The organism is Streptomyces sp. NPDC037242 (assembly GCF_055604165.1).
The window spans coordinates 36,525-49,143 of the sequence record NZ_JBVJUY010000042.1 but is presented as its reverse complement, the minus strand read 5'-3'; the positions used below and the strand labels follow the sequence as shown (position 1 = coordinate 49,143).

Here is a 12,619-nt window from a genome sequence, read left to right as displayed (position 1 = left end):
CCTCCCCGCCTCAGCGGGTCGCGTGCTCCAGGCCGTGCTCCCCGGCGCCGCGCGACATCACGGCCTCGGTGACCTGCCGGTCGACGGCGGCGTACGCGGCCCGCTCGGCGGCGGGGACCCCGGGGTCGGATGCGGCGCAGGACGCGCAGACGACGCGGAACGGCGGCCCCATGTCCGACTGCTGGGTGAGGTATTCGGCCTTCACCACCTCCCAGCGGCCCGGGTGCGCGGCCGCCGGGGCGAAGGTGAAGCGGGGGATCGAGGACATGTTGCCGCGCAGCTTGGCCGGCTCGTAGAAGCTGGCGACCTGGTCGCCCATGCCGTAGACCACCCACGTGCCGTTGACCTTCTCGTACGGCTGCGGCACGTGGTTGTGGGTGCCGATGATCACGTCGATGTCGGGGAGCCCGTCCGCCCCGCGGGACGCGGTCAGCGCCTGCGCCAGTTCGCGTTGCTGCCGGTCCGGCGCCGTCTGCCACTCGGTGCCCCAGTGGACGCTGAGGACGACGACGTTCGCGCCGGCCGTCCGGGCGGCGCGGGCATCGGAGACGATCCGGTCCCGGTCGATCAGGTTCACGGCCCAGGGCTTGCCGGCCGGGAGCGGGATCCCGTTCGTGCCGTACGTGTAGTCCAGTTGGGCGACCTGGGCCCCGCCGGCCCGGAGCAGGGCCGGGGCCGCGCCCTCTTCGGCGCTGCGGGCGGAGCCGACGTGCTTGACGCCGACGCGGTCGAGGTGGTCGAGGGTGCGGGACAGGCCCTCGTAGCCGTCGTCCAGGGTGTGGTTCGAGGCGGTGGAGCAACTGTCGTACCCGGTGTCCCGCAGGGCGTCGGCCAGCTCGTGCGGGGCTTTGAAGAGCGGGTAGCCGGCATAGGGTCCGCCGGGCCGCCCGTACGGTATCTCGTGGTGGCATATCGCCAGGTCGGCCGCGGATACGAGGGGTTTGACCCCGGCGAGTATCCGCCGGAAGTCGTACCCGCCGGCCTTCCCCGCGTCGTCCGCGGCCCGCCGGATGATGGAGGGGTACGGGATGACGTCGCCGGTCGCGACCAGAGTGAACGTTTCGCCGGCCGGGGCGGCGGCACTGGGGCTGGCGCTGGGGCCGCCGGGGTTGTCGCCCGGGGTCTCGCCCGGGCTCGGCCTTCCCTGGCCGGGCTGCGCCGCCCCGAGCCGCTGCTCCGCGGCCGGCCCGCCGCCGCTCGTGTCCCGCAGCGAGGCCGTCACCGCGAACACCGCGCCGCCCACCACCGTCAGCGCGGCCACGGCCGCGCCCGTCTGTGTGGATGCCTTCATTCCCGGACCCCCGTCGCCCAAGCCCTGTCGGGGGGATCCTCGCGCACCCGGGCACCACCCGCCACCGGAGGCGTCCGGCCGGTCCGGTCCGGGTCCGGCCCGTCGGGTCCGCTCCGGTTCAGCGCCCGGCCAGGGCGAGGGCGTGGTCCAGGGCCTGCAACAGCCGCCCCGTCGTCGCCCGGTCCCGGACCGCGAGCCGGAGCCAGGAGCGGTCCAGCCCCGGGAAGGTGTCCCCGCGCCGGACGGCGAAGCCGAGCGCACGCAGCCGGGTGCGCACCTCCGCCGCACCCGGGACCCGGATGAGGACGAACGGGCCCTCGGCCACCCCCGCCATCGTGACCTCGTCGAACTCCGCGAGCCCGGCCAGCAGGTGCGCCCGGTCCACCGCGATCTGCCGGGCCGCCGCCTCCGCCTCCGCCAGTGCCCGGGCGCTCATGCATGCCTCGGCCGCCACCAGCGCCGGCGTGGAGACCGGCCACAGCGGCTGCGCCGCCGCCAGCTTCGCGATCACCTCCGGTTCCGCCAGCACGTAGCCGATCCGCAGTCCGGCCAGCCCCCAGGTCTTGGTCAGGCTCCGCAGCACCACCAGACCCGGTACGTCCATCCGCCCGGCCAGCGCCTCCCGTTCGCCCGGGACCGCGTCCATGAACGCCTCGTCCACCACCAGGATCCGCCCGGGCCGGGCCAGCGCGGTCAGCGCGGCCGCCGGGTGCAGCACCGAGGTGGGGTTGGTCGGGTTCCCGACGATCACGAGGTCGGCCTCCTCGGGCACCGCCGCCGGGTCCAGCCGGAACCCGTCCGCCGCCCGCAGTACGACCCGCTCCACCCGGTGCCCGGCATCCCGCAGGGCGGCCTCCGGCTCGGTGAACTGCGGGTGCACCACCACGGGCCGGACCGCGCCCAGGGCCCGCGCGATCAGTACGAACGCCTCCGCGGCCCCGGCCGTCAACAGCACCCGCTCGACCGGCAGCGAGTGCCGCTCCGCCACCGCCGCGCGGGCCGTCCGGCCGTCGGGGTACGCGGCGAGATCGCCGAGGGAATCCGCGATCCGCTGCTTCAGCCAGTCCGGGGGAGTCTGCGCCCGTACGTTCACCGCGAGGTCGACCAGCGACCCGCCGGCGTCCACCACCTCCGCGTCCCCGTGATGGCGCAGGTCGTGACCCTGGGCCGTCGCGACGGCGCAGGTCGCCGCCACGGACCGCCGCTTGGGTACGAGGAGCTCCCCGCCCCCCGCGAGCGCCGCGGCCTCCGCCACCGAGGGCGTACCCGCGGCCTCGCGTGCGGAGTCCGAGGGATGCGGGACCGCTATGGCGGCCAGCCGCTCGGCGGGATAGGTGAGCAGGGGCACGCCGAAACGTTCCGCTGCGCCCGCGATGCCCGCCTCGGCGGCCTTCGTCTCCACCGTGGCCAACGCCGTCACCGACCCGGAAGCGAGCCCGGCGCCCCGCAAGGTCTCCTCCACCAGGGCACAGACCTCCGCCACGGAAACCCCCGCGCGGCCGCCGACACCGACCACCAGCTGCGCCGCGTACTCGCCCACCGGGATCACTCCTCTTCCGTCTTCGTCGTCAACAGTCCGTGGCCCGCGGCCCGCGCGGGGAAGTGCGCGCACGGCGAGGAATAGGTATTCAGGGGCACATGGCCGTGATCGTGGCGTTGGGTGCGTTCCTGATGACCCTGGCAGGCGGATGGACGGCGCAGCGCGTCACCGACCGCCGCCACCTCGTGCTGGGTCTGGCCGGCGGGCTGATGCTCGGCGTGGTCGGCCTCGACCTGCTCCCCGAGGCCCTGCGGGCGGCGGGCGAGGAGGTCTTCGGCGTCCCGCTCGCCCTGCTGCTGTTCGTCGGCGGCTTCCTGGTCGCGCACGTCGGGGAACGCGTGCTGGCCGTCCGCCAGGCCGCCCACGGCGGCGCGAACGGAAGCGGTGAGGGCCACGGAGGCGGCGACGGGCACGCGGAGCGGGTACCCGAGGTCGGCCTGACCGCGGCCGCCGCGATGGTCGCCCACAGCCTCGCCGACGGGGTGGCCCTGGGCGCCGCCTTCCAGGTCGGCGGCGGGATGGGCGTGGCCGTGGCACTGGCCGTCATCACCCACGACTTCGCCGACGGGTTCAACACGTACACGCTGACCCGGCTCTACGGCAACGCCCGCCGCAAGGCCCTGATGATGCTCTTCGCGGACGCGCTGGCACCGGTCGTGGGTGCGGCGTCCACTCTGCTGTTCACCCTTCCGGAGGAACCGCTCGGCGCGTACCTCGGCTTCTTCGGCGGGGTGCTGCTGTACCTGGCGGCCGCCGAGATCCTGCCGGAGGCGCACCACAAGCACCCCGCCCTGTCCACGCTGATGTGCACGGTGGGCGGGGTGGCCGGGATCTGGCTGGTCGTGGGCCTCGCGGAATGACCCGGAGGGGCCAGCAGATCCAGCTGATCCGGACGACCTCACGGGGTGCTTGCCGCGGCTCGGGCGAACCGGTGCGCCACGGACGGCTCCGCCGCCCAGTGCGTGTGCAGGTAACTCGCGTGCACGCCCTGTTGTACGAAGCCCTCCACACGCCGCTCCGGATGCGTGAACCCCCACGCGGGCGCGGCTCCGGCGCCGGGCTCCACCACCGTGCGGTGGAACTCGTGGCCGCGCAGCCGGGTGCCGTTGGCCGCGAGCGGGCTGTCGGACACCGCCACCGCCTCGCGGTAGCCGAGCGTGAGCCGCTCCGACATGCGCGCGTCGGCGTCGAGCACCCCGCACATGGGCTTCCCGTCGAGCGACCGGGCCAGGTACAGCAGCCCGGCGCACTCGGCCGCCACCGGCCGGCCGGCGGCGGCGAAGTCGGCCACGGCCCTGCGCAGCGGCTCGTTGGCGGCCAGCTCGGGCGCGTACACCTCGGGGAAGCCGCCGCCGATCACCAGTCCGGCGGTGTTGTCGGGCAGCGCCTCGTCCCGCAGGGGGTCGAAGGCGACGACCTCCGCGCCCGCGGCGGTGAGCAACTCCGCGTGCTCGGCGTAGGAGAACGTGAACGCGGGGCCGCCCGCGACGGCGATGACGGGCAGCCGCCCGCCGGGGCTCCGCCCCAGACCCCGCGCCCCAATCGCCGGCGGGGCTGGATTTGGCTGAGGCCCGCCGTGCAGTGGCACCTCCAGGGCCGTCTCCGGCGACCACGGCTCGCAGAGCAACGCCGGGGCCGTGCGGGCCAGGGCCATCAGCGCGTCCAGGTCGCAGCCGGCCCGGACCTGGTCGGCCAGCGCCGCCACCGCGGCCAGCGCGTCCGCGCGCCGCTCGGCCACCGGAACCAGGCCCAGGTGCCGCGACGGCGCGGCCACCTGCGGAGCCCGGCGCAAGGCGCCCAGCACCGGCATCCCGGCCTCCTCCAGGGCCTCCCGCAGCATCACCTCGTGCCGGTCGGAGCCGACCTTGTTCAGGATCACCCCGCCGAGGCGCACCTGCGGGTCGAAAGAGGCGAAGCCATGCACCAGCGCCGCCACCGACCGCGACTGCGAGGACGCGTCGACGACGAGCACCACCGGCGCCCGCAGCAGCTTCGCGACCTGCGCCGTCGACGCCAGCTCACCCCGCCCCGCGGCCCCGTCGTAGAGCCCCATGACGCCCTCGACGACGGCGAGGTCGCACCCCGCGGCCCCGTGGGCGAACAGCGGGGCCACCAGCTCCGGTCCGCACATGAACGCGTCGAGGTTGCGCCCCGGCCGGCCGGTGGCCAGCGCGTGGTAGCCGGGGTCGATGTAGTCGGGCCCGGCCTTGTGCGGGGACACGGCGAGGCCGCGCTCCGAGAAGGCCGCCATCAGGCCCGTCGCGACGGTGGTCTTGCCGCTGCCGGAGGACGGCGCGGCGATGACCAGTCTCGGTACGTTGAGCGAGGTCACCACTCGATGCCCTTCTGGCCCTTCTGGCCGGCGTCCATCGGGTGCTTGACCTTGGTCATCTCGGTGACGAGGTCCGCGAACTCCAGCAGCTTCTCCGGCGCGTTGCGGCCGGTGATCACCACGTGCTGGGTGCCGGGGCGCTCGCGCAGCACCTCGATGACCTCGTCCACGTCGATCCAGCCCCAGTGCATCGGGTACGCGAACTCGTCCAGCACGTACAGCTTGTGCGTCTCGGCGGCCAGGTCGCGCTTGACCTGCTCCCAGCCCTCCTTGGCCGCCTGCTCGTTGTCGAGCTGCGCGTCGCGCTGGACCCAGGACCAGCCCTCGCCCATCTTGTGCCAGGCCACCGGGCCGCCCTCGCCGGAGGCGCCGAGCACCTTGAGGGCGTTCTCCTCGCCGACCTTCCACTTCGCCGACTTGACGAACTGGAACACTCCGATCGACCACCCCTGGTTCCAGGCGCGCAGCGCCAGCCCGAAGGCGGCGGTCGACTTGCCCTTGCCCGGTCCGGTGTGGACGAAGACGAGCGGGCGGTTGCGGCGCTGACGCGTCGTGAGTCCGTCTTCGGGAACGACGGACGGCTGTCCCTGAGGCATTATGCGGCCCTCCTGTTGCTGCTGTGCGGAGCATGGGATGCGACGGATGTACGTACGTTCTTCACGAGCCCGGCCAGCGAGTCGGCCCGCAGCCCGTCGAGGCTGACGGCGGGCCCGCCCAGGTCGGCGGCGAGCACCCCGGCCAACCCCAGCCGGACCGGGCCGGCTTCGCAGTCCACGACCACCGACGCGATCCCCTCGGCTGCGAGCAGCCGGGCGCTGCGGCCCGCGAGGGCCCGGGGATCGCCGCCGAGGGCGCCGGCCGAGGTGGCCCGCCCGTCGGTGACGACCACGAGCAGCGGCCTGCGCGACGGGTCGCGCAGCCGCTCGATGCGCAGCACCTCGTGGGCCTTGAGCAGCCCGGCGGCCAGCGGTGTGCGGCCGCCGGTCGGCAGCCGCTCCAGCCGGGCCGCGGCGGTGTCGACGGACGAGGTGGGCGGCAGGGCCAGTTCGGCGCCGCCGCCGCGGAAGGTGACCAGGCCGACCTTGTCGCGGCGCTGGTAGGCGTCCAGCAGGAGCGAGAGGACGGCGCCCTTGACGGCGCTCATGCGCTGCCGGGCGGCCATCGAGCCGGAGGCGTCGACCGCGAACAGCACGAGGTTGCCCTCGCGCCCTTCGCGCGTGGCCTGGCGCAGGTCGTCCCCCCGCACCACCAGCCCGCGCCCGGTGCGCCCGCGCGCCTTCTGGTGCGGGGCGGCCGCCTGGATGGTCGCGGCGAGGTGGAGCTTCGTCAGGTGGCCCCGGGGGCGGACGGCGCCGGTGGTGCGGCCGTGGGCGGTGCGGGCGCGCGAACGGCGTCCGGCCGCGCCCTCGCCGAGCCCGGGCACGCTGAGCATCTTGGTGCGGAACGGCTCGGCGGCCGCCACCGCGGGCTGCGTGGGTGCCTCCGCTCCGGACCGGCCCTGGGGGTCGGCCGCCTCGGGGGCCTCGGCCCGCGCGGGGGCCGGTTCCTCGGCTGGCGCCTCCGCGGGGCCGTCCGGGGCGGTGGACTGCGGTGCCCCGGGGCCGCCGTCGGGGCCTTCGCCCTGCGGGGGCTCGCCGCCGCCGTCGGGGCCGCCCCCGTCGTCCGGGCCCTCGGGCTCGGGGTCGGGCTCGTTGTCCGGTTCCTCGTCGGGGAAGCGGTCCAGGATCTCGTCGAGCTTGTCCTCGTCGAGGCCGGGCGCGTCGAAGGGATTGCGCCGCCGCCGGTGGGGGAGCGCCAGCAGCGCGGCCTGGCGTACGTCCTCCTTGCGTACGGCGGTCCGCCCGGCCCACGCGGCCAGCGCGGTGGCGGTACGGGCCATCACGATGTCGGCGCGCATGCCGTCGACCTCGAAGCCGGCGCAGGTCGCGGCGATCTGCAGCAGCGAGGCGTCCCCGAGGACCACCTGCGGGAGCAGCGCCCGCGCGGCCACCACCCGGGCCCGGACCTCGTGCTCGTCCCCGGCCCAACGGCTCGCGAAGCCCGCGGGGTCGTCCTCGTACGCGAGCCGGCGGCGCACCACCTCCACGCGCTGGGCCGGCTCGCGCGACGCGGCGACCTCGACGGTCAGCCCGAACCGGTCCAGGAGCTGCGGCCGGAGCTCGCCCTCCTCGGGGTTCATCGTGCCGACGAGGAGGAAGCGGGCGGCGTGGCGGACGGAGACGCCCTCGCGCTCGACGTAGGACGCGCCCATGGCGGCGGCGTCGAGGAGCAGGTCGATCAGGTGGTCGTGGAGGAGGTTGACCTCGTCGACGTACAGGATCCCGCGGTGCGCGTCGGCCAGCAGGCCGGGCTCGAAGGCCTTCACGCCCTCGGCCAGGGCCCGTTCGATGTCGAGGGCGCCGACCAGGCGGTCCTCGGAGGCGCCGACGGGCAGCTCCACCATGCGGGCGGGGCGGCCCTGGCCCGGCCCGGGCTCGTGCGGGCCGTCGGGGCAGGCGGGATCCGGCGCGCCGGGCGCGCACGAGAACCGGCAGCCGGGCACGACGTCCACCTGCGGCAGCAGCGCGGACAGGGCGCGGACGGCGGTGGACTTGGCGGTCCCCTTCTCGCCGCGCACGAGCACGCCGCCGACCGCGGGGCTCACCGCGTTGAGCAGGAGCGCGAGCCGCAGGTCGTTTTGGCCGACCAGTGCGGTGAACGGGTAGGGCGTGCTCATACGGTGGCCCCTTCTCGGTGTGTACGGATGTGCGTGCGCGGGCTCGCGGCGGCGGGGCGGGCGTGGACTTCCGGCCCCGCCGGCGTTTGAGGCGCGGGCGCGGAGCGCCGTGTGGTGACCCGCACCAGCGGGACGGGGTCCGGGGCGGAGCCCCGGATTCGGGAAGGGGCGGGGTGGGGGGAAGCCGCCCGCAGGGCCCCGCCCGTCACGGCGCGCCCGGGGGGAGGAACGGGAGGCCGGCCGGGGCGCCGGCTTCGATCAGCCCCAGCAGCGCCGCGGTGTCGGCGTGTTCCTCGATCAGGTCGCCCAGCAGGTCCAGCTGTTCCTCCCGCAGCGCGGCGAAGGACGTGTCCGGCGCCGGGACGAAACGCCGCCCGGCGGCCGAGGCCACCTCGCGCAGGAACGCCCGGCGGAAGCCGTCCGACTCCAGCGAGCCGTGCCAGTGGGTGCCCCAGACCGCGCCGACCCGGCACCCGTCCAGGAAGGGGGTTCCGCCGAGGACCTCCGCGACGCCGTGGTGGATCTCGTACCCCTCGACCGGCTCGCCGAGCGCCGAACCCACCGGCCGCGCGAGGGTCTTCTCCCGCTCGAAGCGGATGCGTACGGGCAGCAGGCCGAGGCCGTCCACGTCCCCCGCCCGGGATTCGACCTCGTCGGAGATCCGCTCGCCCAGCACCTGGAACCCGCCGCAGATCCCGAGCACCGGCCGGCCCTCCGCGGCCCGCCGGACCAGCGCGTCGGCCAGGCCGCGCTCGCGCAGCCAGGCCAGGGCCTTGACCGTGCCCCGGGTGCCGGGCACGACGACCAGGTCCGCGTCGGCCAGCTCCTCCGCCCGGTCCACGAACCGCACCACGACCCCCGGCTCCGCCGCGAGCGCGTCGACGTCCGTGAAGTTCGACATCAGCGGCACCGCGCACACCGCGACCCGCAGCACGTCCTCGCCGACCGGCGGGGCGACCACGGACTCCCGTACCGCGCCGCGCAGCGAGACCCGCAGCCCGTCCTCCTCGTCGATGCCCAGTCCGTGCTGGAAGGGCAGCACCCCGTACGTCGCCCGCCCGGTGAGCCCGCGCAGCATCTCCATGCCGGGCTCCAACAGGGAGACGTCCCCGCGGAACTTGTTCACCAGGTACCCGGCGATCAGCGACTGGTCCTCGGGCGAGAGCAGCGCCGTCGTGCCGAAGAAGGACGCGAAGACCCCGCCGCGGTCGATGTCCCCGACCACGACCACCGGGAACCGCGCGGCCCGCGCGATGCCCATGTTCACGATGTCGGTCCGGCGCAGGTTGATCTCGGCCGGACTCCCCGCCCCCTCGCAGATCACGGCGTCATACGTGCCCCGCAGCTGCTCCAGGCAGTCCGTGACGATGCCGAGCAACTGCTCCTGCCGCCCGCCGTGGTAGCCGCGGGCGCTCATCTCGCCCACCGGCTTGCCCAGCAGCACCACCTGGCTGCTGCGGTCGCTGCCGGGCTTGAGCAGCACCGGGTTCATCAGCGCGGTCGGCTCCACGCGCGCGGCCTGCGCCTGCATCGCCTGCGCACGCCCGATCTCGGCGCCCTCGCGCGTCACGAAGGAGTTCAGCGACATGTTCTGCGCCTTGAACGGGGCCACCTTCACGCCCTGCCGGGCCAGCCAGCGGCAGATGCCCGCCGTGACCACGCTCTTGCCCGCGTCCGATGTCGTACCGGCGACGAGCAGTCCGCCGCCGCGCTTCGCGCCGCTCATGCGCGCCGCCCCTTCCTCGTCATGCGGGAGACCCGGGAGACCTGGGAGGCCTTGGAGACCTGGGAGACCAGCAGCCGGGCCGACACACAGGCTCCCAGAGCCAGCCACGTCACCTGCCGCGACAGCCGTACCGCCCGCTCGATGTCCGCGACCTGCACCGGCCGCCCCTGCGCGCCGTTCAGCACGGCCCGGTGCTCGACCCGGCCGCCGTACGCGAGGGTGCCGCCGAGGCGTACGCCGAGAGCCCCGGCGAACGCGGCCTCCACGGGCCCGGCGTTCGGGCTCGGGTGGGCGGCGGCGTCCGCGCGCCAGGCCCGTACGGCCCCCCTCCGGTCGGGTCCGGCCAGTACGGCGGCGAGCGCGGTCAGCCGGGCGCCCGGCCAGCCCGCGACGTCGTCCAGCCGGGCCGAGGCCCAGCCGTAGCGCAGGTAGCGGGGCGACTTGTGGCCGACCATCGCGTCCAGGGTGTTCACGGCGCGGAAGGCCAGCAGCCCGGGGACGCCGGCGAGGGCTCCCCAGACCAGGGCCCCGACCACCGCGTCGGAGGTGTTCTCGGCGACCGACTCCACGACGGCGCGGGCCATCTGCTGCTCGTCCAGGGAGTGCGGGTCGCGCCCGCACAGGTGCGGCAGCCGCTCCCGGGCCACCTCGGCGTCCCCGGCGGCGAGCGCGCCGCCGATGGCGCGGGCCTCCCGGCCCAGCGAGGTGCCGCCCACGACGGCCCAGGTGGCGGCGGCGGTCAGGGCGATCCGGGCGGCCGCGGGCCGGGAGCGCACGGCCCGTGCGCCCAGCGCGCCGACAACGGCCGCGCCCCCGGCGCACACCAGGGTGTGCAGGGCGCCCCGGGCGCGGTCGTCGCGCCACAGGGCACGCTCGACGGCGGCGGCGGTCCGTCCGAAGGCGGCCACGGGGTGCCCACGGCGAGGATCACCGAGGATCCGGTCGCCGATCAGGCCGGCCGTGGCGCCGTACGCGAAAACGCGATCGGCACGCATGGTGGCAGGTATGTCCTCACTCAGGGTCCGCGCCCTGGTTCGACGTGACCGGCGGCGAGAGTTCCTGGCTCCCGGATCCACTCGGCAGAGCGTCCGGTGACAGTGGCGGGACCGCGCCGGATTCGCACCGGACTTCCTCTCCATGCCGCCGTATTGGCTCGGGCAGTCCACCACGCACCGCGAACGCCCGTCAACTCGCCGTTGACCTGCGGCGGGGTACGCGAAAGCTCCCCCCGGGAGAAACCCGGAGGGAGCCCTGACGCGTGGTGTGCGAGTGCCTCAGCTGACGATCAGGTAGATCGCGTAGGTCACGGCCGCCGCGCACAGTGCGAAGCAGGCGTACGCGCCGCTGCGGGCCAGGGTGGCGGTGCCGCCCTGTTCGGTGGCGGCCTCGTGCTTGGAGAGGCCCACGAGGCCCAGGGTGAAGAGGGCCACGAGCGCGACGGTGGCGGAGAGGCTGACCCCGAAGACGGAGCCGAGTGCTGCCCAGTCGATCTTCATACTGCCGTTTCCTCTGTCGTTCTCGGGGTCAGACCGCGGCGGCCGGAGCCGCAGGGGTCGCCGGGGTGGCCGTCGTGGCCGGGATGGTGGCCTTGAGGGCGTCGTCCGTCACCGCGGCGGTCGTGCCCGCGATCGGCGGGACGGCGACGGCGGCCATGGCGGTGGTGACCACACCGGGCTGCTCGGCTTCGGCGCCGGCCGGCTCCACGTCGTTGACGTTGTTGTGGTCGACGACCTGGCGGCGGGAGATGACCCAGATGGCGACGCACGAGGCGACCAGGAAGACCGCCACGCCGGTGACGCCGACGTCACCGGTGCGCATGACCAGCTCGGCGCCGGAGGCGACGAGGGCGGCGGCCGGCAGGGTCAGGCCCCACGCGATGAACATGCGGGTGGCGGTGGACCAGCGGACCACACCGCCCTTGCGGCCCAGGCCCGCACCCATGACGGCGCCGGAGCACGCGTGCGTGGTGGAGAGGGAGAAGCCGAGGCTGGAGGAGGCCAGGATGACGCTGGCGGCCGAGGTCTGGGCGGCGAAGCCCTGCTGCGGCTGCAGGTCGGTCAGGCCGCTGCCCATGGTGCGGATGATGCGCCAGCCGCCGAGGTAGGTGCCCATCGCGATGGCCAGGCCGGCGGAGACGATGACCCAGACCGGCGGGTTGGAGCCGGGGGCGAGCGCACCGCCGGCGACGAGCGCCAGGGTGATGATGCCCATCGTCTTCTGGGCGTCGTTGGTGCCGTGCGCGAGGGAGACGAGGCCGGCCGAGGCGATCTGACCGGCGCGGTAGCCCTTGGTGGAGGTCTTCTCGTCGACCTTGTTGCCGAGCTTGTAGGTGAGCTTGGCGGCCAGCATCGCGGCGATGCCGGCGACCAGGGGCGCGGCGATCGCGGGGATGAGCACCTTGGTGACGACCACGCTGCCGTTGACGGCGTCCAGGCCGGCGGAGGCGACCGCCGCGCCGATCAGGCCGCCCATCAGGGCGTGGGAGGAGCTGGAGGGGAGCCCGACGAGCCAGGTGACGAGGTTCCAGAGGATCGCGCCGACCAGGGCGGCGAAGATCACTTCTGGCTGAATGCCCTCTTCGTTGACCAGGCCCTTGGAGATCGTCTTGGCGACCTCCACGGACATGAACGCGCCGACGAGGTTCAGGACGGCGGACATGGCCACCGCAGTCTTGGGCTTGAGGGCGCCGGTCGAGATGGTGGTGGCCATCGCGTTGGCCGTGTCGTGAAAACCGTTCGTGAAGTCGAACACGAGAGCGGTGATGATCACGATCCCGAGGAGAAGCGTTATGTGCTCCATTTACCCAGGCTTCTGTTTGACGTCAGTGGCACGTGGACCGTAAGCAACCTGGATGAACGGAAGGTGAACTGAGACGGGCGAAGCGGTGTCTCACCCCGGCGTGCCATCGGGACGTTTGTCCCGCTACAGGGGTAGATGTATCGATTAACGCACGTCAGAGCGGGGTGAACGGAACCCGCCGCGGGGCACCTCCGGCACCCCGGACCCCTCGTCCG

Annotated in this window: 9 protein-coding genes, 1 pseudogene and 1 riboswitch; of the genes and pseudogenes, 1 reads left to right on the top strand and 9 read right to left on the bottom strand. The window is 74.7% G+C overall.

Features of this window, described 5'->3' with window-relative positions:
• Positions 1 to 10: 10 nt before the first annotated feature.
• Both ACZ7GJ_RS34465 and cobC read right to left on the bottom strand, forming a co-directional pair.
• Complete coding sequence (locus ACZ7GJ_RS34465) at positions 11 to 1,291, bottom strand: CapA family protein (protein WP_470757399.1); 1,281 nt, start codon at positions 1,289 to 1,291, stop codon at positions 11 to 13.
• 118 nt (positions 1,292 to 1,409) lie between these two features.
• Entirely contained in the window at positions 1,410 to 2,831 is a 1,422-nt protein-coding gene (cobC, locus tag ACZ7GJ_RS34460) for an Rv2231c family pyridoxal phosphate-dependent protein CobC (protein ID WP_470757397.1), read from the bottom strand.
• A 98-nt stretch (positions 2,832 to 2,929) separates the two neighbouring features.
• Between cobC and ACZ7GJ_RS34455 the strand changes: the two genes are divergently transcribed.
• On the top strand, positions 2,930 to 3,691 hold the full coding sequence (locus ACZ7GJ_RS34455) for a ZIP family metal transporter (RefSeq protein WP_470757396.1): 762 nt from the start codon (positions 2,930 to 2,932) through the stop codon (positions 3,689 to 3,691).
• A 38-nt stretch (positions 3,692 to 3,729) separates the two neighbouring features.
• Here ACZ7GJ_RS34455 and ACZ7GJ_RS34450 read toward each other — a convergent pair whose 3' ends face one another.
• From ACZ7GJ_RS34450 to ACZ7GJ_RS34420, 7 genes and pseudogenes are all read right to left on the bottom strand, one after another.
• Positions 3,730 to 5,166: a cobyrinate a,c-diamide synthase gene (locus tag ACZ7GJ_RS34450; protein WP_470757395.1), complete on the bottom strand. Its 1,437-nt coding sequence runs from the start codon at positions 5,164 to 5,166 to the stop codon at positions 3,730 to 3,732.
• Entirely contained in the window at positions 5,160 to 5,759 is a 600-nt protein-coding gene (gene cobO / locus ACZ7GJ_RS34445) for a cob(I)yrinic acid a,c-diamide adenosyltransferase (RefSeq protein ID WP_470757393.1), read from the bottom strand. Before cobO ends, ACZ7GJ_RS34450 begins: the two co-directional genes overlap by 7 nt.
• Positions 5,759 to 7,879, bottom strand: a complete 2,121-nt coding sequence (locus ACZ7GJ_RS34440) for a putative cobaltochelatase (RefSeq protein WP_470757391.1) — start codon at positions 7,877 to 7,879, stop codon at positions 5,759 to 5,761. The genes cobO and ACZ7GJ_RS34440 overlap by 1 nt, the downstream gene beginning before the upstream one ends.
• Positions 7,876 to 9,605, bottom strand: a pseudogene (locus tag ACZ7GJ_RS34435) (cobyric acid synthase). Before ACZ7GJ_RS34435 ends, ACZ7GJ_RS34440 begins: the two are co-directional and overlap by 4 nt.
• Positions 9,602 to 10,600 carry a cobalamin biosynthesis protein gene (locus ACZ7GJ_RS34430; RefSeq protein WP_470757389.1) on the bottom strand — a complete coding sequence of 333 codons (999 nt, stop codon included), beginning with the start codon at positions 10,598 to 10,600 and terminating at the stop codon, positions 9,602 to 9,604. The pseudogene ACZ7GJ_RS34435 and the gene ACZ7GJ_RS34430 overlap by 4 nt, the downstream one beginning before the upstream one ends.
• Positions 10,601 to 10,637: 37 nt before the next feature.
• A riboswitch (cobalamin riboswitch) is annotated at positions 10,638 to 10,786 on the bottom strand.
• A gap of 93 nt (positions 10,787 to 10,879) precedes the next feature.
• Positions 10,880 to 11,101, bottom strand: a complete 222-nt coding sequence (locus ACZ7GJ_RS34425; protein ID WP_470757387.1) for a hypothetical protein — start codon at positions 11,099 to 11,101, stop codon at positions 10,880 to 10,882.
• 28 nt (positions 11,102 to 11,129) lie between these two features.
• Positions 11,130 to 12,404, bottom strand: coding sequence for an inorganic phosphate transporter (locus ACZ7GJ_RS34420; protein WP_470757385.1), 1,275 nt, complete (start codon positions 12,402 to 12,404; stop codon positions 11,130 to 11,132).
• Between the last annotated feature and the right edge of the window lie 215 nt (positions 12,405 to 12,619).

Excerpts from the sequence above, each read along its gene's own strand:
- ACZ7GJ_RS34465 (WP_470757399.1), bottom strand. The coding sequence starts at position 1,291 with ATGAAGGCATCCACACAGACGGGCGCGGCCGTGGCCGCGCTGACGGTG.
- ACZ7GJ_RS34455 (WP_470757396.1), top strand. The coding sequence starts at position 2,930 with ATGGCCGTGATCGTGGCGTTGGGTGCGTTCCTGATGACCCTGGCAGGC.
- cobO (WP_470757393.1), bottom strand. The coding sequence starts at position 5,759 with ATGCCTCAGGGACAGCCGTCCGTCGTTCCCGAAGACGGACTCACGACG.
- ACZ7GJ_RS34440 (WP_470757391.1), bottom strand. The coding sequence starts at position 7,879 with ATGAGCACGCCCTACCCGTTCACCGCACTGGTCGGCCAAAACGACCTG.
- ACZ7GJ_RS34430 (WP_470757389.1), bottom strand. The coding sequence starts at position 10,600 with ATGCGTGCCGATCGCGTTTTCGCGTACGGCGCCACGGCCGGCCTGATC.
- ACZ7GJ_RS34425 (WP_470757387.1), bottom strand. The coding sequence starts at position 11,101 with ATGAAGATCGACTGGGCAGCACTCGGCTCCGTCTTCGGGGTCAGCCTC.
- ACZ7GJ_RS34420 (WP_470757385.1), bottom strand. The coding sequence starts at position 12,404 with ATGGAGCACATAACGCTTCTCCTCGGGATCGTGATCATCACCGCTCTC.